This window comes from Pseudacidovorax sp. 1753 (assembly GCF_040544975.1).
Classification (GTDB): domain Bacteria; phylum Pseudomonadota; class Gammaproteobacteria; order Burkholderiales; family Burkholderiaceae_C; genus Xenophilus.
Window position 1 is genome coordinate 51,491 of record NZ_JBEPKY010000002.1, and the last position, 21,288, is coordinate 72,778.

The following is a 21,288-nucleotide window of genomic DNA, read 5'->3' on the forward strand; positions in this document are numbered from 1 at the left end:
CCTATGAGCGCCAGTCGCCGGCGGGTGCCTCTCGGTAGCTGTCTTGGCCGCCCGAGGAGAGCATTCCAAGCTCCTTGGCCTGGGCCCACTGGCGCAGCGCGTCGGCGCCTTCGCTGCAGCCGTTGCTCTTGTCCGGCTGGTCGATGTACCGGTTGTCGGCCCGGTTGAACTTCTTGCGGTAGCCCTCGATGCGGCCGATGCCCCTCTCGCACCGACTCTCATCGAAGTAGGCCGCCTTCAGGTGCTTCCGCGTCTGCTGGATGCCGGTGATCAGCTCCGTGATGCGCGGCACAACCGTGAAGCGCTGGCCAGGCAGCAGGGCCTGCAGCATCTCCAGCGTGGAGCGGTTGAAGTCGCCGAGGCGGCGGTGCTCGGCGTCGTGCGGCAGGAAGTGCGTGCCGAACAGGTAGCCGAAGGCCTGCAGCTGGGTGACGTAGTGGCGCAGGTCCTCGCCGTGGGCCTCGTAGTACCCGATGAATCGGTCTTCCCCGCGCAAGTCCTGGTGGAACCAGATCGCGCAGCCGTCGCTGTTGCCGATGTCCCAGAAGGTGTTCACGGGCACGTCCAGCATGGGCACCTTGCAGACGCCGCCGCGCTTGCGCAGGGCCGCCATGTCCTTGGCGTAGTAGTTGCCCTCTGTGCTGACCTGGAAGGCCTCCGCCGGCGTCGACGGGTACTCCTGCCACATCTTTTCGTCGCGGCCGGAGAAGTCAGCGCGCTTCGTGGCCACGTACCAGGCACGCTGGTCCGGGTCGATGTGGCAACCCATCTGCGTCTCGATGAGCTCGAAGTATTCGTGATCCTCGCGGCTGATCGACACCGTGCGCGAATCCAGCCGGTACCGGGGCTCCTGCCACCAAGCGTAGAAGTGGAAGCGGTAATCGCGCGGGGTCAGCGGCAGCTTGCTGAGGTGGCGCGCCTCGGCCTGCTGCACCATCTCGAAGAAGTCGCCTTCGCGCCCCTCAGCCGTGCTCTCAATCACGAGGATGCCGGTCAGCGGCACGGCCGGGATCGAGCCCGTGACGACTTCCTGCGCTTTGTCGGGGAACTTGGCGCAGATCTTCCCGAACTCCGACACGTGCAGGCGGTGGATCGTGCCCGACCGCATGGACGTGGCCACGCGCACGCTGGAGTTGTTGTGGGCAAACAGCAGCTCGACCGCACTGTCACGAGCGAGCGGGAACCTCTCGCGGATCTCGGCTGGCAAGTTGTTGTAGGCGAAGCGGACCTTGTCCCGGAAGATGGCTTCGGCAGCCTCACGGTCCTGCGCGATGATCCCGCAGCGCTGGTCGGCGTTGAACAGCGCGTGGTCCAGCCACAGGATTGCGATCAGCGTGGTGAAGCCCAGTTGGCGGGCCTTGAGGATCAGATTGCGATGCCAGAGCCTGCGGACGAACCGTCGCTGCGCGCGATTGGGGATGAACGGCATGACCATCGCGTCCTCGCCGTCATCCCCCTTGATCATGATCTTGTAGAGGCAGCCGGAGAACACCCGCCACTCCGGATCGGCCAGGCACCGCGCCAACTCCTGCGCGTCAGTCGGCAGGGGCAGCAATGGCCGCTCAACCACCTGTACAGTGCTCACGGCTCGTCGCTCTCATGTTCGGGATCGCGCTGCACTGGCCGGAACCCGTTGCTGTTGCCCGAAGCGATGGAGTGCAGCAGGCTGGCCAGCGGATCCGTGCGCTGCCGGTTGTCCTCAGCGTAGAGGCCCAGGTGCTTGGCCAGCTTCTCCAGCGCCTCCACCTTAGAGTGCATCTTGATTTCGATGCCCTCCTTGGTCTGCTTCGCGCCGGCGTACAGCGCAGCGGCCTGCGGGGAAAGCGTCCGGGTGTCCTTCAGGACAGTGCGCGCCATGCCATCGCCGCCGCAGATGGGACAGCCTTCCTTCGGCAGCAGCAGGGGGTTGAAGCCGATGCCGCCGGCTTCATCGAACTCCGCTGGATTCCCGCCCTTCTCCACCCAGTCTTCCCGATCGCGGTTCATTTCGCCGACGGTGCGCTGGTATTTGTGGCCCTCGCCGTAGCAGCAGCGGCAGCAGCCCGTTCGGACCTCGACCAGCTCGCGCGCGTCAGCCAGCGCGACGTTGGCGATCTCCTGCACGACCCGGTCGGCCGTGATTCGGGTGCGCTGCTGCTGCGCACGGCGGGCTTCGGCGATCGCGTGCTGGATGTAAGGTTTTGACAGGTTCTCCGATGCGATCTGCCGGGCTGACGATGCGCTGTAGCCAGCGCGGATCGCAGCCTGCGTGCCGTTGAGGTCGATCAGGTATTCGTCGACGAAGCGCTGCTCCTTCGGCGTGCACCGGCGCATCGAAGAGGTCTGCTTTTGCCGTGAGGCTGCGGAGGAGGCAGACGCGGCAGAGCCCGCGGCCTTCTTTCTGGCTGCGGGCTTCTTTACTTCGGGTTTCGGCTTCTTCGGCGGATCGGGATCCGGCGGCTTGGCCGGCTTGCGTGGTGGCATGCCGGGCAGTCTGCTCACCGCCTCTGCGTCAGTCCAACCCTACAGGGGTTTCCCATTGATCTACTGCGTTGGCATGCGTTCGCTCCCAGCACTAAGATGCACTCTCCACAACATGGTCGGAGTTGAGAAGTGAACTGGCTCAATAGAATTCAAGATGCGATTGACCAAAAGAACCAGGCAGCCGAAGAAGCACGGCGTGCTGAAGAGAAAAAATCACAAGACGAGCAAAATGCCCGGGCGGTTTCTGCCAGAGTGATACAGCAAATCGTCGCTCCCACATTTCGTCGGGCCGCTCAAAAACTTATTGAGAATAAGCAATGGGCCGATGTGCCTATGCTGGAGGGCCCAAACGGACCTATCGTTGAGATTAGGTGGGGCACGCGAAAGCCAGCAGTGTTTCCTGACCACTCTTATTATGACGCCGTCGTCTTTTCAATTCTTTCTGTGGGCGAAATTGAGGCAAAATATGCAGACGCCGGAGAGGCTTTTGAAGCAATCGTGTTGCCTGATCAAATTACCACGGAATGGGTAGAAAATTTATTGGGCGACAAAATCTCTCAATCTTTCGGAAAATAGAGTCGATTGCTCTAGGGCCGGTGAGGCTCTAACTCAAGCTGCGTACTATCTCTGGTCCTTTCTTCGCGGAGCGCACGAACCGTACGTTCCAGCCGCTTGATTTGTCCAGCAAGCTCGGCCGCCATCATGGCGGTGTTCCTGCCCGTCTCGATTGCCGCCAGCTGCGCCGCCGCACCTGCCTGCAGGTTGGCCAACATGCGATCCTCTCGCGGGGTCAGCTCCAGGACCTGATCGCCGATCTCGATCTTCACCATGCCATCAGGCATCAGCGTGCGCGACATCGCCCGGGCGGCTGGGTGACGCGGTGCCGGTACGAACACCCCACGCTGCACGCGCAGAATCAGGCCATCGTCCACCAGCGTCGCCAGCCGGTCATCGATCACTGTCATCTTCAGGCCCGTGAGTTCTGCCAGCGTCTCGCGCGTCACGATCTGTTCCTGGCCATGCAGGTCCTGCACCGCCTCCAGCACGATGGCGGTGGTGCTGCGTCGTCCCTCAGCCATGGGCGTCTCCTTCGCGTGTGAATCGATATCCCTTCTGCTTCCGCAGCGGCTCCAGTACCTGAGCGCGGACCAGCTCACCGATCAGAGTGTTGGCAGCGTTCGAGCTGGCCCAGCCAAAGTGCTCGGCGATCACCGACAGCGTGGGCAGGTTGTCGTTCTCGGCAAGGTAGTCGGCCAGGAACTGACGGCCCGCCGCCTGGCGGGCGGTGAGCTTGCGTGGCGCCGCGGCGGACGAATGTTCAGCATCCACCTTCGTGCTCTCCTTCCACCCACATCGGCAGGCGTGCCGGCCACATGCCCTGGCTTCGAACTTGATGCCGTGTCGCCGCAGCCCAACGCGCGCCGGCGGCGCGGTGCGCATCGCGGCCACCTGGCAGCAGGCGGTACTGGTCGAACGCCACATGGCATCCCTCGACGCCCGGCCGGGCGCCGCACAGAGGGAACGCTCTCCGGTCATCCACTTTGAGGCCCAGCCCCTTGCCCATGTTCTCGTGCGCGTGCTGGCTGAACCCGCTCACGCCGCACCAGGCGCAGCGCATGCTCGCCACGAGGCGACGGTAGGGCTCGCTGCACAGCGCGTTGTCCTTCTCGCACGCGGCCATCGGCGTGCTGGCACAGGCCACCATCGAGGCCGACCGCGGGCATGCACTGGCCATTGCCCTTGCTGCGCGGTCTCGCAGGCGCTGTTCGCGCGCAGCCTCCGCATCCGCCGGCGGCACTGCCCCGCCGCGTGCGGACGTACGGCACGGCGCTCCGCTGAAGCCGCGGCTCGCGAGCTGCCGCGCTCCACGGCTCATCGGCTGCTTGCGGCTCAGCATCCTGGCCTCCGGCCGGCACCTGCAGCGATACCTCTGAACTGCCAAGCCACCATCGCGGCGTCGCGGCAGTGTTGATTGCTTCGGCCCGTCCAGCCGGTGTAGGCGGCGAAGTTCTCAGCACTGCGCTTCGGCCCTTTGGCGGCCGGGCTGATGCCGTGGGCTGGAATGCCCAGTTCCTCACAGATGGCGTCGATGAGGCTGCACCAGGCGTCCACCTGACCCAGATCGCGCGCCGTGGCCAGCGCCGCGCCCTTGGCGGTCTTCGCCTGCGCCGTCCATGCGCGCGACTGCAGGCGCGAGTCCTCGTAGATCACGCGCGCCGGCGCCGCGGCGCGAATGGTGCGCTCCAGCTGCAGCGGGGTGATCGTGTCCAGCGCCCGGAGTTGCCCACCCTCGAACGTTGCGATGCCGGTGTTCGCGCCTGGGTCGATGCCAAGAATCTTCATGCCGCGGCTCCCATCGTCGCGCCAGCAGTGCCGGCAAGTGCATGGGAGATCGCCATGGCCCGGCGCTTGTCGCGGCGTGCAGCGCGGGTGCGGCGCCGGATGACGGCGAGCGGCTGCGGCGCCGGCCGCGGGGCGCTCCGCCCCGGCCCGATGACCCAGCACGCAACGTGCAGACCATTGCCGCCGGCCCGCGCGGGCGGGTCCCATGAGTGCAGATGCGCCAGTCCAAGCCGCGTGAGCAGGCGCACCAGCTGATTGATGGTCATCTCGTGGGAGCCGGTTTCGCGCGCCAGCGCTTTGGCTTGCGAAGGCTCCCCCATCGCGCGAAGGATCACCCGCAGCTGCATGAGCTCGGCGAACTTCTCTCGGCACGCCCAACCGAGGCGACTGACCTCGCCAGCGCCGGCGAGCCACAGAGGAGAGGCGGGGCCGGCCGGGCCGGTTCGCTGACTGCCGACGGTATGCGCAAGCCCCAGCTCGCCCATCCGATTCACCAGCTCGCGCACGTGCTGCCTGCTCGACAGGCCAAAGTCCTTCCACACGTCGATGGTGGTGGCGGGCCCCGCCGTCAGGTAGGCCAGGATGCAGCAGTAGCCGGCCATGCCCAACCGTGTCATGCCCAAGTCCTGCCATGCTGCCACCGCCCGCGCGCGGCCCGCGATGATCTCGTCGCTCACTTCCATGCTGTTTCCTGCTGTGCCTGATAGGCGGCCACCTTCGCGGCAGCCGCCGCCTTCAATGCCCGGACGCGGCGCTGGTCCTGCCACACGCGCACGCGCTGCAGGCGCACCGCGCGCGGGAACCCCTTCGTGATCTGGTTGCGCAGCACGGACAGTCGCGCCAGCGTCATGCCTTGCGCCTCGTTGAGGGCCACCGCAGGCGCAGGCAGCGCCATCTGCTGGCGCGGTCCGGGCAGCTGCACTTGGTCGCGCACGTCATCCGGGAGCGCCTCAACGCCGCCGAGCAGGCGGCCGGCCATCTCAGCTTCCTGCAGGGCTCGCGTGCGCCCTTCGAAGTCGTAGCCCAGGCTGACGAGCGGCCGCGGCGTGCGGCGCAGCGCCCGAGCCTCGCCTGTGATCCGCCCGTAGGCCTCCATGAAGGCCTGGCGCGCGCCGAACTTGTCGCCAGCGCGGGCCAGCGGCGCCGCCACGCCCCACGCAGCCGCGATCTCGTCGTTCCAGACCACGGTGATCTGGTCATCAGTGCTGGCCAGCGCCAGCGCATATGCCTCGGCGGGCAGTAGCCGGCCCATCGCGTGGTCGACGTACTGCAGCACCGTGCCGGTGAGGATGGGACCTTTGTGCTCGGCCCGGATCCGCGCCAGCGCGACCTGCAGCAGCTGCCTTGGCACGTGCTCCAGGTCGCTCACCAGCAGCGCAAGCGCAGTTGGACGGATCTGCTGGCCGGCCAGCTCCATCGTGGCGCCGAGCTCTTCGGTGAGCCAGTCATCGTGATTGAGCTCAGGCATGGGCGCCCTCCCTTGCGTCGCGAGCGGCGCGCTGTCGGAGGAGGCGCTTCGTCTCCTCGATCGCGTCAAGGTTGGCGCTCGACTTGTCGGCGGCCTGCGCGGCAGCGCCGGTGACGGCCTGACCGCGTGCCCACTGGGTGCGGAAGCTCTCGGCCTGGTTCACCAGGATGCCCACGCCGTGCGAGTTCTTCACCACGAACGCCTCGTTCACGTGCTCGACGTACCAAGCCGCCACCAGCGGCGCCTCGTCGTGGCCCAGCCGCTTGACCAGCGTCTTGACGTTGGCGTTGACGGCGGCGTTGCGGACCGGCTTCACCTGGTAGCGGGCCAGGTAGGCCTGGGTGTAGGCGTGCCAGGTCAGCCGGCAGGCGGCCTGAAGCTCTGTCTCGCCGCCCGAATCAGCCTCCCCACCGGCCGTCGGGCCCGCCTGCTCGCCAGGCGGGAATGGTTCAGTGGCGGTTCCCTGATGGTTCCCTTTACGGTTCATTGATGATTTGGGTGCGCCATCTGCACCCCCGGGGTGCGCCACCTGCGGGGGGTGGGGTGCGCTATCTGCACCACCCGGTGCGCCATCTGCACCCCCTGGTGCGCAAAGTGCGGGGGGTGCGCTATCTGCGGGGGGTGCGCCAGCTGCACCCGGTGCGCTTGGCGCACCCTTGCGCATGCGCTCGCGCTTCGTCGGCGCCGCGGCGGGCCGGTAGCTCGCTGGCGTCACGGTGTAGCTGGTGCTGGTGTTGAAGCGGTATTCCCTGAACACGAGGCCCACGGTCTGGAGCCAGCCGATCGCCTCCTGCACCGCACGCTCCGACAGGCAGGTGCGCTGCGCGATGGTCGAGATCGCCGGCCAGCACACGCCGTCGTCGTTCGCCTGGTCTGCCAGCGAGATCAGCACGGCCTTCTGGGATGGGCTCATGCCCTGCAGCGGCCAGCAGGCTGCCATCACGATCGTGCTCATGCCGTGCCGCTCTCCTGCGCCTTGCGCGCCAGGCGCTGCCCCCAGAGGCCGGCCACCCACTCGATGCCCTTCGGCGTGAACTTGGCCTGCGCGTAGGCGTGCTCGTTCCGCGGCGCGGTGCCTGTCCTGACCACGAACCGGCCGGCGTCCAGGTGCGGCGCGTGCGGCGTCATCTTCCCGGCCAGGCGGTACATGATCTTCTCGGCGATCAGGAACTCGCTGAACTCGTACTCGTTCGCCTGCAGCAGCTTGCAGACCTCGCGGAATCCCTTCTCTCCCGACGTGGCAGACACGTAGCGGTCCACGAACGCCACCTTCGGCGCGGCCAGCGCCAGCGCGGCCTGCTGCTGCTCCAACTGCTCCGCCTGCTCGGCGGCCAGGCGCAGGGCCTGAGCCATCGTCCGCGGTACGGCAGGCGACTGCTGGGCATGCTGGGCCTCCAGCTCCTGCCAGCGATCGACCAGCCGCGCCGTGAATTCCGGTGACAACCGCGCGATCAGGACGAGCGAGTCGCGCTTGGCCAGAAGGCACTCCATGTAGGCCTGCCCGTTCTGCGGGTTCGTCCAGGGGGTCTCCTGAATTTCAGGACACACCCCTCCGTTCCGAAGCGCGCGGCACACGGTCATCACGTTGTCGTGGCGTTTGCCCGTCAGCTCCGCGATGTCGCGGCTGCTCATGGTCAGCGGCGCGTTCTGCGCCAGCATGGTCAGAGTGGCCGTCATTGATCCGGGCCTCCGGATTCGCGGCCCTCGAATGGGCCTGTCATGTGCGCCAGCACGTCCATAGCATCGGCGTCATGCAATGCCTTCTCAGCCGCCATGACCGTGTACGTCTTCTGGTGCACCCAGGCATAGGCGCAGTCGCGCAACGCCGCGGAGGCGTCCTGCTTGCGCATCGCGGCCTTGCGACGGAACAGATCCGCAGTGCCAGCGTCGAGCCAGGTCTTCAGCGGGGTGTCCAGCTTGCCGAGCGGGCCGGCAACGCTGCGCGCGAACGGCGGGGGCGCATCATCCTCAGCGGCAGCGCTGACCTTGGCCAAAATCGCCCTGGCCCGCGCCGGCGAGAACTGTTCAAGCAGGGCCGCGATTTGCGAAGCGGCCAACGTCTCTGTCTTGTTGAGATGGTTGGGCATCTATGGCACCTCTCGGTCGAGAGTGGCCAAGGGCACCTCGCCACAATGGGCGTTCCCAAACGAGCCGGAAAAGGTCCCTGCCATGGACAAAGACGTGAAGGCGCTCACGGAGGCGCTACACAGCAACCTGGAACTCGTTCGCTTGCTCTCGCAGCGCATCGAATCGCTGGAGAGCCAAGTGGAAGAAAACGCAGCGCAGCGGATGTCCGTCATGCTGCTGCTCCGGGCTGTGGTTCAGTGCTCACCGAACCGGGATCAGGTGCTGACGATGCTGGAGCGGATGACAGCCCAGATGGGAGTGCAGCCCGGCATCCTTCTGGACGGGGGCAAGGACACACTGCAAAGAATGCAGTCTCATCTGGACTGGATGACAGGTCCACCCCGATCCATGGGGTGACGGCGGCCACATCTGGTGACCACATCGCGTCGAGGGCTGCCCGCACACCAAGGTCCGCGGATTGCGCGCGCGCCAGCGCTGCATGGCACTGCGCCATCAGCGGCTGCACTCCGGTGTCATCCATGAGCAACCTCCTTCGGCAAGAGCGCGGCGGCGCTGGGGGCCGGCGTCTCCGGTGTCACGAGCTCGGGCCAGATGAGGTGCCAGTCGTGGGGGAAGAGAGTCTTCCGACTGACGATTCCTCTCGCCTCGGCAACCGGGGCAAGGCGGATCCGCTTGTCGTCAGGTATGCGCGCGGAGTCCTTCCATCCGGAGACAGAAGGAGGCTTTACGCCAGCGAGAGCGGCAACCGCGAAGGTGCCTCCAAGCGCTTCTATGAGGGACAGGTCATCCATGCCCAAATGTTAGGCATCCCTTACATCCGCGTCAATAGGCATGCCTTACATGCCTATTATTAGGATTGCCTAATGCAAAGCACTTTGGCAGAGCGAATGAGGATTGCGCTTGAGGGACCGCCCAAGCGCACGCAGGCCGCGCTGGCCAAGGCCTGCGGCATCAAGCCGCCGTCCGTCAGTGCCTGGCTAAGCGGGGAAACGAAGTCGGTGGAGGGCACGAACCTCGTGAATGCCGCAGCCTTTCTGGGTGTGAACCCTAAGTGGTTGGGGGAAGGCTTGGGTCCAATGCGGACCGGCGAACAAACATCCAGCTCGCGCCTTGCCGCTGCGCCTCAAGTCGAAGTGGAAGAAGCGCCCACCCTGCGTTCTCGTGTCGCGGTCCCGCTCGTCGGCGAGGTGAAGGGTGGCCATGACGGCTACCTTGAGGAGACCCAGTACCCCGTTGGTGTCGGTGAGGGCTTCATCCTCTACCCGACGTCGGATCCGCAGGCCTATGCGCTCCGGGTGCGCGGGGATTCCATGCACCCGCGATACCGGCACGGGGAATTTGTCGTCGTGGAGCCTTCGCATGAAGCCCAGCCCGGCGACGACGTCGTGGTCCGCTGCCACGACGGGCGGAAGCTCCTGAAGGAGTTCGGCTGGCAACGACAGGATGAGATCCAGCTGCGATCCATCAACGATGGCTTCGAGCCAATGACACTCTCGCTTGCGGAGGTCGCCTCAATGCACCTGGTAGGTGGCCGGGCGCGGAGGGGCGCCCTTCAGATGCATACTTAGACGGGGTCTACCCACCATCAGCCCTTTGTCTTGCGCCGGCTGCTTGTTGGAAAATCCTGAGGCCGCGGGACACAGCATGAGCAATGAAACTGGCATCTTTTGGTACCTCCCTGCCGAGGTGATTGCCGCTGCTGCGCGGCAATTGCCCGCGCCTGACGAGACCCAGCCTGTGAGGCTGAGTGTGGCTGTCGAAACGGTTGATCACGGATTGGTGGCGATCCGCTATCAGCGACTTTCCATCCTTCGATCTGAAGGCGTGTTTTGGGAATGGAGCGTCTTGCGAGCCGACGCGATTCCCAGCCGCGATGCGCTACAGCCCCCAGTGCCTTAACCCGTTGTTAAGCCCCCCTGTTGCACCTGCAAGCAGGTGAAGCTCAACCGTCGCAGTCTAGGTCGTACTGCAACTGCAGCTGCTTAAGCACGCGAGCAACATCCGGCCGCCACGCACTAGGCGGCACGGTCGACCTCATCATCCACGTCGGTCCACCCTCGCCGTCACCCTCGATTCCGACCACCCGCACCAGCTGCGTGGCCAGCGCCGTGCCGCCCATGCCCGGCAGGGCCGCGAAACGCGCTTGTAAAAGCTTACTGAGTTCGCTGGCGGTCCGGGTGGGCTTGCTCATGTGCTCACTGTAGCGCCACGCATAGTGCCGACGCCGCCACTTAACTTTTAATTAGGCATGCCTATTGACACAAAAGTAAGGCATCCCTAATATTGACCCATCGACACACCACCTGAGCCCTAGCGACACGAGCGCGAAGCGCATAGGACGCAAACGCGGGGTGGGGCCAAAAGGCCGCGTGTCGATGGGCCAGCCTCCATCGTGCAGCAGCCCTACTCAGCACCTTTACAAAGCAGCCTGCCGATGTTGCTGCGCCACCTGGGGCGCTTTGTCCGGCACAAGAGGTTCCATGCGGCATGGGTGCGTGGTTCTGCGGGGTCCGCCCGTCTCCAGCCCGCCCAAGCGCGGTACACGGTCCAACAGGTGAGGGGTAGACGCCCAAGATCAGAAACGGTCACGCCGGTTGGAATGCCGGCATGCCCTCGAGAGAGGGCCATCACGCATGCAGGTTGCAGGCAGCCGGAAGGTCCGCCCGACAGCCAGCAATGGAGTAAGCCGGGTCAGCCTGCAGTCGTGATGGTGAAGCCGATACAGCACATCGAAGGCACCGAAGCCCATGGCGCCCGTCGCTCTGCGCGGGAAGACGCCAGCATCCCTTCACAACGGGTGCGGCCGAGGTTGAGTCGGTAGGCGCGCTCCCTGTCGATAGCCGTCATGACAGCCCGGAAAGACGGGCCTAGTTCCCTGATGAGCCCGTGGGATCCGGGCGAAACCGCGAGGTCGGAACGATGCCTGCGAAAGCAGAGGTTTTGCCGAGGAGGTGCATCCCAAATCGGCCACTGGTGCGGCAAGACGACCGCGTGAACGCCTGCACATGGTCAGAAAAGCCCCGCATGGGCAATGGCGTGACACCTCGGAGAGACGGGGACGAATTGCATGGGAAGGTGCGGCAAATGCCCGAATGCGGGTGATGCCCTGGCCGAGCGTTATGACCACGCCGATGAGCGTGGGCGCGGAGCAGAACAGCACTGACACCCCGGAAAGACGGGGACCATCATCGAAGCGCCCGTTGGGGCTGAGATTGGGGCATCAGGGCGCGCCTGCATGCTCAGCCCGCTTCGACGATGGTGGCGCATGGCCGTAGCCGGCCGGGACACGATCCTGGCCCCACTGGACGAGCCCCGTTGACCCTCGGTCTGCCCGAGGCGAGGCAAGCGCATCGGACGCAGCGAAAGCAGCCCGCCACCATCTCCTTTTCGCCGGGCCTGGGTAGGTTCTTTCTCCGACCTTCCTCCCTCCTCTTCCCCAGGCATGCCCCTTGGGGCACCGGCTTCTTCTTCTCGTGGGGTCCACCTCGGTGGACTTTTAGGCCCGGCACGCCCGGGCCTCTTTTCTTTCCCCCTCCGGCCCGCCTCACGCGGGCTTCGTTCTTTCTGGAGAAGCCAATGAGCGAACCCGACGCCTTGCCACCAGGCCTGCAGGCCCTGCGCACCTTCTACGAGCTGGCCGCCAACCACAGTCACGGCGGCGCCCGCGTCGCGGCCAAGCTGCTGCTGGGGCTCTACAACGGGGCGCGCTTCCCATTCGAGCTCACCGAGTTGCGCTGCCTCGATGACAAGCACCTGACGATGGCGCTTGAGCTGATGCGCTTCGATGCGACGCCCAAGATGGAGGTGCACGACTGGCTGAATCGACTCTACGGCCGGAAGGACTTCGGCATGCGCTTCGAACACCTCGCCCACGCCTGGCGCATGAAGGGCCGCTGCAAGAAGGCCTACCTCGAGCCGATCGCACCCATCGAGCTGCGCCAATGATCACCGAAGACCTGATCGAGCCGGATGCCGGCACCTGGTACCGCGTCGATGACGGCGGAGCCGTCCACGAGTCCAAGCCCAACGCCCCGCTCCACGGCCATGCCGTGCGACCCACTGTGCCCGCAGATGCGCGCCACACCCAGTGGATCACCGGGGCCGAGGCCCACGCCATGTGCATCAACCTCCGCCGGATCCGCCAATGCTCGACCGCATGAAGAACTGGGCCCTGGCCCTCGTCATCGTCGCCGCGTTCTGCTGGGCCAGCAGCATGGAGCCGGAGCCCGATGACCTGGTGCAACAGGATCTGCAGGACGCGATCGCGCAGGCTCAACTCGCCGCCGCCAACGATGCGAAGGGCCTGCCGCCACGATGACGCAGAACCCTCCCTCCGCGGTGGTGCCGCTGAGACTGGCCGACCTTTCCGAAGAGGAATTTGCCGCGGCCGTTGAGCGCGGCGCCACTCTCAACGTCGGCCAGATCAACGCGCTGATCGGCCTGGCCAAGATCGACCGCGAGACGCTGGCACTCCTTGGCATTGAGACGCGGTCGGCCCGAGCCGCCACCCACATCCCCCACCACGCCTGGCCGCTGCTCTGCCGTCGGCTGGCCTCTCACCTGCTCGCGATCGCCGGCCAAACGTCGGCGCGTGCTGGCACCGCGGCCGCGCCGAGGCACCAGGTGCTGCGGCTGCCGGCCGACGACTCCGAAGGCGGCGCTCTCTGAGCGGCCGCGCCCCTCATCTGAAGGATCCACATGCGCTTCAAGCACTGCATGACCTATCGCATCGAGCCCACCTGGGCGCCCGACTTCGACGCCGCCCAGCAGCAGTTGGAGAAGGAGCGCTTCGTGCCCTGCGGCGCGACGCAGGAATCCTCCGCCGGCTGGGTCGAGCCGCGTGGCCAGGCCGAGGGCCCGCTGCTGGAGTCTGTCGGCGGCCAGTGGCTTCTCGAGTACATGGTCGAGAGCAAGACGCTGCCGGCCTCGGTGGTGCGTCGCAAGCTGGACGAGCGCTGCGCGCAGATCGAGCAGCAAACCGGCCGCCAGCCCGGCAAGAAGGAGAAGAAACAGCTCAAGGAAGACATCACCCAGGAGCTGCTGCCCATGGCCTTCACCCGCCATGCGCGCATCGCGGTGTGGATCGACCCGATCGCGCGGCGCCTGACGCTGGATACCTCCAACCAGGCCCGCGCCGACGGCGTTGTGACGGCGCTGGTGAAGGCGCTGGACGGTTTCGGCGTGTCGGCCTTCCACACGCAGGTGGAGCCCGGCAGCGCCATGGCCGGCTGGCTGGCCACGCAGGAGCCGCCGGCGGGCTTCTCCATCGACCGCGAGTGCGAGCTGAAGGCCACGGACGATTCCAAGGCCGTGGTGCGCTACGGCAAACACCCCCTGGACATCGAGGAGGTGCGCCAGCACATCGCCCAGGGCAAGCGGCCCACGCGCCTGGCCATGACCTGGGAAGACCGCGTGTCGTTCGAGCTGACCGAGGGCATGCAGCTGCGCAAGCTGCAGTTCCTGGAAGGCGTGTTCGATGGCGCTGCCAGCGATGCACAGGCCAAGGACGAGGGCTTCGACACCGATGCCGCCATCGTGACGGGTGAGCTGGGTCAGCTGCTGCCCGCGCTGCTGGAGGCGTTAGGCGGAACGTGAGCAAAGGTCATGCGCGCCGAAGCAAGCGGTGCACGCTCCCGGGACGACGCGCTTCGGCCAGATCCTCCAACGCTTTGGCAGCGGCTGCGCGGATCTCGGGCGCAAGCGCAAGCGATTCGGCATCTACCCAGATGCTGTAGCAGCCCGTGTCCGTAAGGACGCGCCTTCGGTAAGCGCGAAGAGCGACCTCGTAGACCTCCTGATCGAACAGGTCCATCTGGGGATGGCGTGACGTTAACAACTCCTCCTAATTTAAGCGTCGTTCCCGCATATCGCAACTAGCTCAGCTCAGCCATTTGGAACAACTCATGACCATCGAAACCTTTTTGGCACTCATCGTCGGAAGCACCATCCTCCTTGCCTTCATTGCAGGCTTAGGTGTCGGCTTGCTGTTTGGGCGCAGGCGCGCACTCCGATTGCCCGCCCCAGCCGCGCAAGCTACGGAGCTGGAGCCTGGCCATGTCGACTTCCTCGACATCGCGCCCACCCGAACCCTGAACCCGTCGCGCGCGCTCCATCGCACGCCATGTGCGTCGTGCGAGACCGTGGTGCACTGCTCGAAGAGCGGCTGCATTCCCGTCAGCGGCGGCCCGGCACCTGAGGTGCTGCAGCCAGGCCATCACCCCCTCTGAGGAGCACGCTCATGGCTGATTGGGAAGGTAAGCAATCCATGCTGAAGCGCGGCATCCAGCTGATGGAGGGGTTCTGCGCCGCCAACGATCTGCCGGTGCCACCGGTCACGCTCACGAATCGCGAGGGCTGGAGCTTCGACGCCTGCGCCTACTACCGCCCGGTCGAGATCCACATCTGCGTGGACAAATGTGCCTCCATCGGCTATGCCGGCATGCAGTGGTCGTTCCCTAGCCACTCGGTCGACCGCACCCCCTACGGCGTCATCGCGCACGAGCTGGGCCACCACGCCGACTGGAGCAGGAGCACCCGCAAGGGCCGCTACTTCGGCGACTTCAGCATCGGGGTGCGCAAACGCAGCGGCGAGGCCCCCCTGACTTCGTACTGCCCGAATGACGCGGAGTGGTTTGCGGAGATGTTCCGCCTCTTCGTCACCAACCCCGACCTGCTGCAGCACCTGCGTCCCCGCACGCATGCAGACCTGCTGCAGCACTTCAAGCCGGTCCTCAATGAGCCGTGGCGCGCGCGCCTCGCTGGCGCACCTGACCGCACCATCCTTTCCATCGAGCGCAAGCTTACGCCGAAGGCGCCCACCCAAAAGCGCCCCCGCGAGAAGCGCCCGGCACAGGGGACCCTGGTATGAGCCGTGAGGCCACATTCATCCGCGAGCAGTTTCTGCAGAACGTCGCCCGGCACGAAATGACAGTGCTCCGCGATGACGGCGTGGACCGTCACCTCTGTTTCAAGCAGCCCGACAGCAGCATCTACTGGTTCGACGTCATCACCTGGTCGGGCCGGCTCTACATCGGCGGCGACTGCGGAACGTGGGTCTTCAACCGCCTTGAAGACATGTTCCAGTTCTTCCGCTCGGATCGCGGCGGCATCAATCCCAGCTACTGGTCCGAGAAGCTGGAAGCCACGCCAGAGAGGGGCGCCGAGGAATTCAGCGAGGACCGATTCATAGCGGTCGTCAACGAATACCGGCTGAGATGGGTGCGCGATGCCGCACGCAGTGGTGACCTGACGCGCGAGCAGCGCCGCGAGCTGTGGCAGGCCGTCGACGATGAAGTGTTCCGCGCCCTGAGTTACCACGGTGAGCATGGGGCGTTCCAGGCCGCCAACGACTTTTCGTGGAAGCCTGACCTCGACCGCAATCGAGGTCGGTCCTGGTGCTTCGTGGACTTCTTCGACCACCGCTTCACCCGGTACACCGATCGCTTCATCTGGAACTGCTACGCCATCGTGTGGGCCATCGCCCGCTACGACGAGCGCAAAGCCCTTGTCGACTCCACAGCTATGAAAGGCAGCGGGCATGCGTAATCTGCTCTGGCGCCTCGTCGCCTTCATCGTCACGCGGCCCACCCTGACGGCATGGCTGATCACGCGCGCGCACCGAACGCCCTACTTCCACATCACCAGCCAGGACGGCAGCAGCATCTACATGGGCCGCTGGTGGCTGTTCAACGCATACGGCAGAGGGCCGGACGGCGAAACGCTCCCCGCGCGGTGGTCCTGGCTGCCAAGCGTGCGCATCCACCACATCATGCGGCCGGACACTGACCGACATCTGCACGATCACCCATGGAACGCGCGAACCATCGTGTTGGACGGTTGCTACACGGAGGAGCGGCCAACCTCCGGCATGCAGCGCGATGAGCTCCTGCGCGCCGATGGATTCGTGCTACCGCCCGACGAGCCGAGGCGGGCGCTCTTCCATCGGCGGGCTGGGTACACCGGCCGGCTGCTCTTCGGACAGTACCACCGCATCAGCACGGTCTCCGAGGGAGGTGTCTGGACCATGTTCTGGACATGGCGCAAGCAAGGTACATGGGGCTTCGACGTCGACGGCGTCAAAGTGCCCTGGCGCGAGTACCTGAACGAGAACACCCCCTCAACCAGGGACGCCTCGCAACCATGAAGGCACTCAGCATCCGACAGCCCTGGGCCTGGCTCATCGCGGCCGGATGGAAGGACATCGAGAACCGCACTTGGCGCACCCAGGTGCGCGGGCGCATCCTGATCCATGCTGGCAAGGGCATGACCTCCACGGAATACGCCAATGTGCGCGCGTTCCTGCAGGACACGCCCTCACTTCAGCACGTCCTGCCCCATTTTCCGAAGCCGGGCGACCTGGTACGCGGCGCCGTCATCGGCGCGGCAGAGATCACCGGCTGCGTGGATGTGTCGGACTCGCCGTGGTTCTTTGGCCCCCACGGCTTTCGGATGGCCAATGCCATCCAGTTCGCTGAGCCCATCCCAATGCGCGGGGCGCTGGGCTTCTTTCCAACAGGCATTACGGAGGACAGGCCATGAGCACAGAAGCCTTCCCGCTGCATTGGCCTGAGGGCCGCTCGCGCACCGTCTCATGGAAGCGCGAGCGCGCCAAGTTCGATGTGACCTTCGCTCGAGCCCGTGACAACATCGTCGCGGAGATCGGGCGCCTGGCCGGCCGCTACCCTGATCCGGCGATCGTGCTGAGCACGAACATCGCATTGCGACGCGATGGCCTGCCGCTGGCGAACCAGCGTGCGCCCGAGGATCCGGGCGTCGCCGTCTACTTCCTTTACAAGAAGCGTCAAGTCGTCTTCGCGTGCGACAGGTGGGAGAAGGTCGAGCACAACATGCAGGCCATCGCGAAGACGGTTGAAGCGCTGCGAGGTATTGCCCGCTGGGGCACCGGCGACATGCTCGAGGCGGCCTTCACAGGCTTTGCGGCCCTGCCCGCGCCAGCACCGGAGGCGTGGCGAAAGGTGTTCGGCGCTGACGTGAAGAATCGTGCCCAACTGCAGGAGGCCTTTCGCCAACTGGCCTTGATCCACCATCCCGATCGCGGGGGTGACCCCTCCAAGATGGCGGAGATCAATGCAGCGCGCGAGCAGGCGCTGCGGGAACTGCCATGAACGACGGAATGCCCCGACGCGTCCAACTCAGCCGCGCCAAGGGATGGCGGATGCCGGAGAACACGGTGAAGGTCGACCGGACCACGAAATGGGGCAACCCGTTCGTGCCGGGTCAGCCGGCCCCATTCGGCCCGACGAAGGGCGCGCCGGTCACGGACAAGCGCCATGCATTCGTGCTGTTCCGCTCGCTGGCCCCGCTCAACGACAACCTGGTGGCCGCGGCGCGCGACGAACTGGCCGGCAAGAACCTCGCGTGCTGGTGCCCGAAGGACAACCCCTACGAGGACGCATGCCACGCGGCCGTCCTGCTCGAGCTGGCCAATCCGCCAGACGGAGCCGGTCCGTGAGCAACCGCGCCAAGGCGAACCCTCTGCTCCTTCGCCGCGTCCTTGAAGAGTTGCCTCGCTTCGCCTACCGCTTCGCTGACGAGGTCGAGCTTCATGAGGGAATGGCCCAGGTGCTCACTGGGGCGGGCGTCCCCTTCGTGCGCGAGCACATCGCCGGCCCGCAGGACCGCTTCGACTTCCTCATCGACAGCGGCATCGTGATCGAGGCGAAGGTCAAGGGCTCGCTGCCGCCCGCACTTCAGCAGTGCGCGCGCTACCTCGACCGGGATGACGTCAGCGTCGTGATCCTGGCCGTCACCCGCTACTGGGGCAAGGCCCAGCCGGAATACCGCTCAAAGCGCACCGGTAAGTCCATCCATACCGTACACCTCCGGGGAGCATCGTTTTGACCTACGGAAGCGTCCAATACCTCCCAGGCATGCGCCAGTGGAAGATCGTCGGCGAGCCCTTCGTCCGCTCGCGCTTGAAACGTGTCTTCCCACGCATGCCCCAGCGCGCCGCAGACTCGATCGCCATCTCGGCCACGCCCGAGAACTCCCGCGAGCTGCAATGGTTCCTGGAGCGCTACCCCATGACCGTCGATCGGCCCGACGTCCTGGCCAAGCTCGCACAGCAGCACATCGACATGGAGGCGCGCATCGGCAAGCTCATCGCTGGCCACATCCCGCCCGACAAGATCGAGATGGCCGAGCCGCCCCGCGAGTACCAAGCCTTCGTGCCGCAGTTCCTGCAGCAACGCCGCGGCCTGATCCTGGCCGATGACCTGGGCCTCGGCAAGACGGTGTCGGCGATCGCCTGCATGGCATCGCCGGGCATGCTGCCGGCGCTCGTCGTGTGCCCCGCACACCTGCCGCGCCAGTGGGCCAAGATGATCCACCGCTTCATGCCGTCCCTGCGCACGCACATCTTGAAGAAGGGCACGGTCTACGACATGGCGCCAAAGCGCCGCCGCAATGCGCAGATGGAGCTCGTGCCGAACTCGGATACGCCGGACGTCATCATCACGAGCTACCACCGACTGCGCGGCTGGGCCGAGGAATTGGCCGGCAAGGTACCGCTCGTGGTCTACGACGAGGGGCAGCAGCTCCGCAGCCCCGGCACGCTGATCTACGAGGCCGCCCAGCACGTGGCCGCCGCGGCCACCTACCGCCTCGCCCTCACTGCCACGCCGATCTACAACTACGGCGAGGAGTTCTTCAACGTCATCGACGTGCTGGTGCCGGAGGCCCTGGGCAACCGTGAGGAGTTCCTGCGCGAGTGGTGCACGGCCGCGCCCGGCGGCAAATCTCGGCTGGCAGACGCCAAAGAGTTCGGCGCATACCTGCGACGCGAGGGGCTGATGCTGCGCCGCACGCGCGCCGACGTTGGCCGTGAGTTGCCGCCGCTGGAGAAGATCGTGCACGAGATCGAGGCGGACCATGCTCAGCTCGACGCCCTCAACTCCGACGCCGAAGCGCTGGCCCGCGTCGTACTGCAACACAACGAACGGTTCCGCGGCGAGAAGATGCAGGCCGCCGGCGAGTTCGACAACCTGATGCGGCAAGCCACCGGCCTTGCCAAGGCTCCCTTTGTGGCCGAATTCGTGCGCCTGCTGCTGGACAGCGGCGAGCCCGTAGTGTTGTTCGGCTGGCACCGGGCTGTCTACGACATCTGGGTCGAGAAGCTGGCCCCATTCAATCCGGTGCTCTACACAGGTACCGAGTCGGCTCTGCAGAAGGACGCCGCGGTGGCATCGTTCCTCAGCGGCGAATCTAAGGTGCTGATCATGTCGCTGCGCTCCGGCGCCGGCGTCGACGGCCTGCAGGGCTTCTGTCGAACCGTCGTGTTCGGCGAGATGGACTGGAGCCCTGGCGTGCATGAGCAGTGCATGGGCCGGGTCCATCGCGACGGCGCCGAGTCCGGGTGCCTCGCCTACTTCCTCCTCTCCGACGCAGGCACAGATCCGGTCATGGCTGAGGTGCTGGGCGTGAAGCGCGAGCAGATCGAAAGCGTGCGCAACCCGGACACCGCGCTCGCCGAGCGGATCCAGACGGGCGAGAACCACCTGCGGCGGCTCGCGCGTCAGTTTCTCGCCAAGCGAGGGTTGCCGACTATCGAGGCAGAAGACGCAGCCGTCGTCCCGATTGAGTGAAAAGCCCCGCCGGCTGACAGACACCATCATGAGCACAGAGAAGAAGGTCGCCGACCTGATCGGCCAAGAGCTGGACTACTGGGTCGCCCGCGCTGAAGGCCATGGCGTCTACAACGCCGGCAACAGCAAATGGTCTCCAGGCTGCTGGGTGATCAGCAAGGAGCGAAAGCTGCTCGGATACCTGGGTGGAACCCACGTCCCGCAGTGGTCGCCCAGCACAGACCCTGCCCAGGGCCAACCCATCATGGAGCGCGAGCGCCTAGAGATCATTCCCAACCATGAGGGGGGCTGGGAAGCAGGAAGTGAAGGTTCACTGGAGGCCAGCGCAATGTGCGTCTCATTCTGCGGGAGCGGCTACGCGGGCGCCACCATGTTGATCGCCGGCATGCGCGCCAGAGTGGCCAAGGCCTTCGGCTCCACGATCCGTGCGGACGGAAATTCCAGATGAAGCAGTACCGCCGGACAGGCCTCCAGTGGCACCCCGAGAACTTACTGCGCCCGGGCCTGGCGGACGACTACGAAGCAGGGCTGATCCGACGCGGGCACTGGAGCGTTTGCCTTCGCCTGACCGAGTTTGAGGTACAGGCCATCCAGGCCAACACAGCCGTATCGCTCGCGCCGCCCCGCGGGGTCAAGCATCGCATCCTGGGCCCGGGCCTCCTCATCTCGCCGCACTACGCGCTGCGCCTCGCCACGGAGCATGTGATGGAACTGCCTGATGGCTTCTACGTCTCGGCGTTCACCGCCCGCGTCGACCCACCTCACGAGATCGGCGTGCACCTTCTCGCTCCAAGGGAGCCGCTGCGCCGCTTCGTTGAAGCACGCAAGGTTCCCTCGCCGCCAGGTAGACAGCCGGCCGCCGCGCCAGCATCCCCAACAACGCCCGCACCTCCGGGCGTTTTTCGTTCTGAGGACCCATGAGCAACTTCCGCGACTACGTCACCAGCACCGCCTTCGCGCTCACGATCAGCCACCGGCAGATCCAGTGCATGTGCGAGATCGATCAGTACGGCGCCAGCTACCGGCTGCTGACCACCTTCCAGGCGCTGGAGCGCAAAGGCCTGGTGGAGCGCGTCAAGTCCGATGAGCAGTTCAAGGAAGGCGCCCTAATCCAGCTGACCGATGCGGGCCGCGCCGTGATCCCGCTCCTCAAGCTGGCCGGCCTGTACGTCGAGATGCCGAAGTGGGACCCGCAGCCGCCGGCTCCCGCATTCGACGTCGAGGTCGAGCACGCGCCTGGCCAGAAGCCACGCATCGTGTTCCGAGAGCGACCTGAAGGCGCTCCCTCCCCCACCTGACAACCCAAGCCCGCGCCAGCGGGCT

Annotated in this window: 33 protein-coding genes; 20 read left to right on the forward strand and 13 right to left on the reverse strand. The window is 65.8% G+C overall.

Annotation, left to right across the window (positions count from 1 at the left end):
• Position 1: 1 nt before the first annotated feature.
• Complete coding sequence (locus ABIC63_RS02545) at positions 2-1,585, reverse strand: terminase (RefSeq protein ID WP_354318576.1); 1,584 nt, start codon at positions 1,583-1,585, stop codon at positions 2-4.
• On the reverse strand, positions 1,582-2,481 hold the full coding sequence (locus ABIC63_RS02550; RefSeq protein ID WP_354318577.1) for a terminase small subunit: 900 nt from the start codon (positions 2,479-2,481) through the stop codon (positions 1,582-1,584). Before ABIC63_RS02550 ends, ABIC63_RS02545 begins: the two co-directional genes overlap by 4 nt.
• A 111-nt stretch (positions 2,482-2,592) precedes the next feature.
• On the opposite strand from ABIC63_RS02550, the gene ABIC63_RS02555 reads away from it, so the two are divergent.
• Positions 2,593-3,039, forward strand: a complete 447-nt coding sequence (locus tag ABIC63_RS02555; protein WP_354318578.1) for a hypothetical protein — start codon at positions 2,593-2,595, stop codon at positions 3,037-3,039.
• 11 nt (positions 3,040-3,050) lie between these two features.
• Here the strand turns inward: ABIC63_RS02555 and ABIC63_RS02560 are convergent, their stop codons facing one another.
• From ABIC63_RS02560 to ABIC63_RS02600, 9 genes are read right to left on the reverse strand one after another with little or no spacing between them, the layout of a single operon-like run.
• On the reverse strand, positions 3,051-3,542 hold the full coding sequence (locus ABIC63_RS02560; protein WP_354318579.1) for a hypothetical protein: 492 nt from the start codon (positions 3,540-3,542) through the stop codon (positions 3,051-3,053).
• Positions 3,535-3,792 carry a LexA family transcriptional regulator gene (locus ABIC63_RS02565; protein WP_354318580.1) on the reverse strand — a complete coding sequence of 86 codons (258 nt, stop codon included), beginning with the start codon at positions 3,790-3,792 and terminating at the stop codon, positions 3,535-3,537. The genes ABIC63_RS02560 and ABIC63_RS02565 overlap by 8 nt, the downstream gene beginning before the upstream one ends.
• Complete coding sequence (locus ABIC63_RS02570) at positions 3,782-4,360, reverse strand: hypothetical protein (protein ID WP_354318581.1); 579 nt, start codon at positions 4,358-4,360, stop codon at positions 3,782-3,784. The genes ABIC63_RS02565 and ABIC63_RS02570 overlap by 11 nt, the downstream gene beginning before the upstream one ends.
• Positions 4,354-4,806, reverse strand: coding sequence for a hypothetical protein (locus tag ABIC63_RS02575; RefSeq protein ID WP_354318582.1), 453 nt, complete (start codon positions 4,804-4,806; stop codon positions 4,354-4,356). Before ABIC63_RS02575 ends, ABIC63_RS02570 begins: the two co-directional genes overlap by 7 nt.
• Positions 4,803-5,489 (reverse strand): hypothetical protein, encoded by a 687-nt coding sequence (locus ABIC63_RS02580; protein WP_354318583.1) that lies wholly within the window; start codon positions 5,487-5,489, stop codon positions 4,803-4,805. Before ABIC63_RS02580 ends, ABIC63_RS02575 begins: the two co-directional genes overlap by 4 nt.
• Positions 5,480-6,274: a hypothetical protein gene (locus ABIC63_RS02585; RefSeq protein WP_354318584.1), complete on the reverse strand. Its 795-nt coding sequence runs from the start codon at positions 6,272-6,274 to the stop codon at positions 5,480-5,482. Before ABIC63_RS02585 ends, ABIC63_RS02580 begins: the two co-directional genes overlap by 10 nt.
• Positions 6,267-7,229: a helix-turn-helix domain-containing protein gene (locus tag ABIC63_RS02590; protein WP_354318585.1), complete on the reverse strand. Its 963-nt coding sequence runs from the start codon at positions 7,227-7,229 to the stop codon at positions 6,267-6,269. Before ABIC63_RS02590 ends, ABIC63_RS02585 begins: the two co-directional genes overlap by 8 nt.
• Positions 7,226-7,933 (reverse strand): phage antirepressor KilAC domain-containing protein, encoded by a 708-nt coding sequence (locus ABIC63_RS02595; protein ID WP_354318586.1) that lies wholly within the window; start codon positions 7,931-7,933, stop codon positions 7,226-7,228. The genes ABIC63_RS02590 and ABIC63_RS02595 overlap by 4 nt, the downstream gene beginning before the upstream one ends.
• Positions 7,934-7,947: 14 nt before the next feature.
• The gene (locus ABIC63_RS02600) at positions 7,948-8,361 is read right to left on the reverse strand and encodes a hypothetical protein (protein ID WP_354318587.1); all 414 of its coding nucleotides are present in this window, start codon (positions 8,359-8,361) and stop codon (positions 7,948-7,950) included.
• Positions 8,362-8,443: 82 nt separating this feature from the next.
• Between ABIC63_RS02600 and ABIC63_RS02605 the strand changes: the two genes are divergently transcribed.
• Positions 8,444-8,758 (forward strand): hypothetical protein, encoded by a 315-nt coding sequence (locus ABIC63_RS02605; protein WP_354318588.1) that lies wholly within the window; start codon positions 8,444-8,446, stop codon positions 8,756-8,758.
• A 116-nt stretch (positions 8,759-8,874) separates the two neighbouring features.
• Here ABIC63_RS02605 and ABIC63_RS02610 read toward each other — a convergent pair whose 3' ends face one another.
• Positions 8,875-9,153: a hypothetical protein gene (locus tag ABIC63_RS02610; protein ID WP_354318589.1), complete on the reverse strand. Its 279-nt coding sequence runs from the start codon at positions 9,151-9,153 to the stop codon at positions 8,875-8,877.
• Between the two features lie 72 nt (positions 9,154-9,225).
• Here ABIC63_RS02610 and ABIC63_RS02615 point away from each other — a divergent pair, with 72 nt between their 5' ends.
• The gene (locus ABIC63_RS02615) at positions 9,226-9,930 is read left to right on the forward strand and encodes a LexA family transcriptional regulator (RefSeq protein WP_354318590.1); all 705 of its coding nucleotides are present in this window, start codon (positions 9,226-9,228) and stop codon (positions 9,928-9,930) included.
• Between the two features lie 374 nt (positions 9,931-10,304).
• On the opposite strand, the gene ABIC63_RS02620 is transcribed toward ABIC63_RS02615, so the two are convergent.
• Positions 10,305-10,553, reverse strand: a complete 249-nt coding sequence (locus ABIC63_RS02620) for a hypothetical protein (RefSeq protein WP_354318591.1) — start codon at positions 10,551-10,553, stop codon at positions 10,305-10,307.
• 1,385 nt (positions 10,554-11,938) lie between these two features.
• On the opposite strand from ABIC63_RS02620, the gene ABIC63_RS02625 reads away from it, so the two are divergent.
• The 17 genes from ABIC63_RS02625 (at position 11,939) to ABIC63_RS02705 (ending at position 21,263) form a co-directional block, all read left to right on the forward strand.
• The gene (locus tag ABIC63_RS02625) at positions 11,939-12,307 is read left to right on the forward strand and encodes a DUF7673 family protein (RefSeq protein WP_354318592.1); all 369 of its coding nucleotides are present in this window, start codon (positions 11,939-11,941) and stop codon (positions 12,305-12,307) included.
• Entirely contained in the window at positions 12,304-12,522 is a 219-nt protein-coding gene (locus tag ABIC63_RS02630; RefSeq protein ID WP_354318593.1) for a hypothetical protein, read from the forward strand. The genes ABIC63_RS02625 and ABIC63_RS02630 overlap by 4 nt, the downstream gene beginning before the upstream one ends.
• Positions 12,507-12,680: a hypothetical protein gene (locus tag ABIC63_RS02635; RefSeq protein ID WP_354318594.1), complete on the forward strand. Its 174-nt coding sequence runs from the start codon at positions 12,507-12,509 to the stop codon at positions 12,678-12,680. Before ABIC63_RS02630 ends, ABIC63_RS02635 begins: the two co-directional genes overlap by 16 nt.
• Positions 12,677-13,030, forward strand: coding sequence for a hypothetical protein (locus tag ABIC63_RS02640; protein ID WP_354318595.1), 354 nt, complete (start codon positions 12,677-12,679; stop codon positions 13,028-13,030). Before ABIC63_RS02635 ends, ABIC63_RS02640 begins: the two co-directional genes overlap by 4 nt.
• A 30-nt stretch (positions 13,031-13,060) precedes the next feature.
• Positions 13,061-13,957: a recombination-associated protein RdgC gene (locus ABIC63_RS02645; RefSeq protein ID WP_502935835.1), complete on the forward strand. Its 897-nt coding sequence runs from the start codon at positions 13,061-13,063 to the stop codon at positions 13,955-13,957.
• Between the two features lie 308 nt (positions 13,958-14,265).
• Positions 14,266-14,589 (forward strand): hypothetical protein, encoded by a 324-nt coding sequence (locus ABIC63_RS02650; protein ID WP_354318596.1) that lies wholly within the window; start codon positions 14,266-14,268, stop codon positions 14,587-14,589.
• Between the two features lie 11 nt (positions 14,590-14,600).
• Entirely contained in the window at positions 14,601-15,230 is a 630-nt protein-coding gene (locus ABIC63_RS02655) for a hypothetical protein (RefSeq protein ID WP_354318597.1), read from the forward strand.
• A complete protein-coding gene (locus ABIC63_RS02660) occupies positions 15,227-15,907 on the forward strand; it encodes a hypothetical protein (protein ID WP_354318598.1) in 681 nt (226 codons plus the stop codon). Before ABIC63_RS02655 ends, ABIC63_RS02660 begins: the two co-directional genes overlap by 4 nt.
• Positions 15,900-16,505: a hypothetical protein gene (locus ABIC63_RS02665; RefSeq protein ID WP_354318599.1), complete on the forward strand. Its 606-nt coding sequence runs from the start codon at positions 15,900-15,902 to the stop codon at positions 16,503-16,505. The genes ABIC63_RS02660 and ABIC63_RS02665 overlap by 8 nt, the downstream gene beginning before the upstream one ends.
• A complete protein-coding gene (locus ABIC63_RS02670; RefSeq protein WP_354318600.1) occupies positions 16,502-16,900 on the forward strand; it encodes an ASCH domain-containing protein in 399 nt (132 codons plus the stop codon). The genes ABIC63_RS02665 and ABIC63_RS02670 overlap by 4 nt, the downstream gene beginning before the upstream one ends.
• The gene (locus ABIC63_RS02675; protein WP_354318601.1) at positions 16,897-17,487 is read left to right on the forward strand and encodes a hypothetical protein; all 591 of its coding nucleotides are present in this window, start codon (positions 16,897-16,899) and stop codon (positions 17,485-17,487) included. Before ABIC63_RS02670 ends, ABIC63_RS02675 begins: the two co-directional genes overlap by 4 nt.
• On the forward strand, positions 17,484-17,834 hold the full coding sequence (locus tag ABIC63_RS02680; protein WP_354318602.1) for a DUF4326 domain-containing protein: 351 nt from the start codon (positions 17,484-17,486) through the stop codon (positions 17,832-17,834). Before ABIC63_RS02675 ends, ABIC63_RS02680 begins: the two co-directional genes overlap by 4 nt.
• Complete coding sequence (locus tag ABIC63_RS02685) at positions 17,831-18,223, forward strand: hypothetical protein (RefSeq protein WP_354318603.1); 393 nt, start codon at positions 17,831-17,833, stop codon at positions 18,221-18,223. The genes ABIC63_RS02680 and ABIC63_RS02685 overlap by 4 nt, the downstream gene beginning before the upstream one ends.
• Positions 18,224-18,252: 29 nt before the next feature.
• Complete coding sequence (locus ABIC63_RS02690; RefSeq protein WP_354318604.1) at positions 18,253-19,965, forward strand: DEAD/DEAH box helicase; 1,713 nt, start codon at positions 18,253-18,255, stop codon at positions 19,963-19,965.
• A gap of 28 nt (positions 19,966-19,993) precedes the next feature.
• On the forward strand, positions 19,994-20,413 hold the full coding sequence (locus ABIC63_RS02695) for a phage protein NinX family protein (RefSeq protein WP_354318605.1): 420 nt from the start codon (positions 19,994-19,996) through the stop codon (positions 20,411-20,413).
• Positions 20,410-20,886, forward strand: a complete 477-nt coding sequence (locus ABIC63_RS02700) for a hypothetical protein (RefSeq protein ID WP_354318606.1) — start codon at positions 20,410-20,412, stop codon at positions 20,884-20,886. The genes ABIC63_RS02695 and ABIC63_RS02700 overlap by 4 nt, the downstream gene beginning before the upstream one ends.
• Entirely contained in the window at positions 20,883-21,263 is a 381-nt protein-coding gene (locus tag ABIC63_RS02705) for a hypothetical protein (RefSeq protein WP_354318607.1), read from the forward strand. The genes ABIC63_RS02700 and ABIC63_RS02705 overlap by 4 nt, the downstream gene beginning before the upstream one ends.
• The last annotated feature ends 25 nt before the right edge of the window (positions 21,264-21,288 follow it).

What these genes read in the sequence shown, in the direction of transcription:
- ABIC63_RS02560 (WP_354318579.1), bottom strand. Translation starts at nt 3,542, where the DNA reads ATGGCTGAGGGACGACGCAGCACCACCGCCATCGTGCTGGAGGCGGTG.
- ABIC63_RS02570 (WP_354318581.1), bottom strand. Translation starts at nt 4,360, where the DNA reads ATGCTGAGCCGCAAGCAGCCGATGAGCCGTGGAGCGCGGCAGCTCGCG.
- ABIC63_RS02575 (WP_354318582.1), bottom strand. Translation starts at nt 4,806, where the DNA reads ATGAAGATTCTTGGCATCGACCCAGGCGCGAACACCGGCATCGCAACG.
- ABIC63_RS02580 (WP_354318583.1), bottom strand. Translation starts at nt 5,489, where the DNA reads ATGGAAGTGAGCGACGAGATCATCGCGGGCCGCGCGCGGGCGGTGGCA.
- ABIC63_RS02585 (WP_354318584.1), bottom strand. Translation starts at nt 6,274, where the DNA reads ATGCCTGAGCTCAATCACGATGACTGGCTCACCGAAGAGCTCGGCGCC.
- ABIC63_RS02590 (WP_354318585.1), bottom strand. Translation starts at nt 7,229, where the DNA reads ATGAGCACGATCGTGATGGCAGCCTGCTGGCCGCTGCAGGGCATGAGC.
- ABIC63_RS02595 (WP_354318586.1), bottom strand. Translation starts at nt 7,933, where the DNA reads ATGCTGGCGCAGAACGCGCCGCTGACCATGAGCAGCCGCGACATCGCG.
- ABIC63_RS02600 (WP_354318587.1), bottom strand. Translation starts at nt 8,361, where the DNA reads ATGCCCAACCATCTCAACAAGACAGAGACGTTGGCCGCTTCGCAAATC.
- ABIC63_RS02605 (WP_354318588.1), top strand. Translation starts at nt 8,444, where the DNA reads ATGGACAAAGACGTGAAGGCGCTCACGGAGGCGCTACACAGCAACCTG.
- ABIC63_RS02610 (WP_354318589.1), bottom strand. Translation starts at nt 9,153, where the DNA reads ATGGATGACCTGTCCCTCATAGAAGCGCTTGGAGGCACCTTCGCGGTT.
- ABIC63_RS02615 (WP_354318590.1), top strand. Translation starts at nt 9,226, where the DNA reads ATGCAAAGCACTTTGGCAGAGCGAATGAGGATTGCGCTTGAGGGACCG.
- ABIC63_RS02620 (WP_354318591.1), bottom strand. Translation starts at nt 10,553, where the DNA reads ATGAGCAAGCCCACCCGGACCGCCAGCGAACTCAGTAAGCTTTTACAA.
- ABIC63_RS02625 (WP_354318592.1), top strand. Translation starts at nt 11,939, where the DNA reads ATGAGCGAACCCGACGCCTTGCCACCAGGCCTGCAGGCCCTGCGCACC.
- ABIC63_RS02630 (WP_354318593.1), top strand. Translation starts at nt 12,304, where the DNA reads ATGATCACCGAAGACCTGATCGAGCCGGATGCCGGCACCTGGTACCGC.
- ABIC63_RS02635 (WP_354318594.1), top strand. Translation starts at nt 12,507, where the DNA reads ATGCTCGACCGCATGAAGAACTGGGCCCTGGCCCTCGTCATCGTCGCC.
- ABIC63_RS02640 (WP_354318595.1), top strand. Translation starts at nt 12,677, where the DNA reads ATGACGCAGAACCCTCCCTCCGCGGTGGTGCCGCTGAGACTGGCCGAC.
- ABIC63_RS02645 (WP_502935835.1), top strand. Translation starts at nt 13,061, where the DNA reads ATGCGCTTCAAGCACTGCATGACCTATCGCATCGAGCCCACCTGGGCG.
- ABIC63_RS02650 (WP_354318596.1), top strand. Translation starts at nt 14,266, where the DNA reads ATGACCATCGAAACCTTTTTGGCACTCATCGTCGGAAGCACCATCCTC.
- ABIC63_RS02655 (WP_354318597.1), top strand. Translation starts at nt 14,601, where the DNA reads ATGGCTGATTGGGAAGGTAAGCAATCCATGCTGAAGCGCGGCATCCAG.
- ABIC63_RS02660 (WP_354318598.1), top strand. Translation starts at nt 15,227, where the DNA reads ATGAGCCGTGAGGCCACATTCATCCGCGAGCAGTTTCTGCAGAACGTC.
- ABIC63_RS02665 (WP_354318599.1), top strand. Translation starts at nt 15,900, where the DNA reads ATGCGTAATCTGCTCTGGCGCCTCGTCGCCTTCATCGTCACGCGGCCC.
- ABIC63_RS02670 (WP_354318600.1), top strand. Translation starts at nt 16,502, where the DNA reads ATGAAGGCACTCAGCATCCGACAGCCCTGGGCCTGGCTCATCGCGGCC.
- ABIC63_RS02675 (WP_354318601.1), top strand. Translation starts at nt 16,897, where the DNA reads ATGAGCACAGAAGCCTTCCCGCTGCATTGGCCTGAGGGCCGCTCGCGC.
- ABIC63_RS02680 (WP_354318602.1), top strand. Translation starts at nt 17,484, where the DNA reads ATGAACGACGGAATGCCCCGACGCGTCCAACTCAGCCGCGCCAAGGGA.
- ABIC63_RS02690 (WP_354318604.1), top strand. Translation starts at nt 18,253, where the DNA reads ATGCGCCAGTGGAAGATCGTCGGCGAGCCCTTCGTCCGCTCGCGCTTG.
- ABIC63_RS02695 (WP_354318605.1), top strand. Translation starts at nt 19,994, where the DNA reads ATGAGCACAGAGAAGAAGGTCGCCGACCTGATCGGCCAAGAGCTGGAC.
- ABIC63_RS02700 (WP_354318606.1), top strand. Translation starts at nt 20,410, where the DNA reads ATGAAGCAGTACCGCCGGACAGGCCTCCAGTGGCACCCCGAGAACTTA.
- ABIC63_RS02705 (WP_354318607.1), top strand. Translation starts at nt 20,883, where the DNA reads ATGAGCAACTTCCGCGACTACGTCACCAGCACCGCCTTCGCGCTCACG.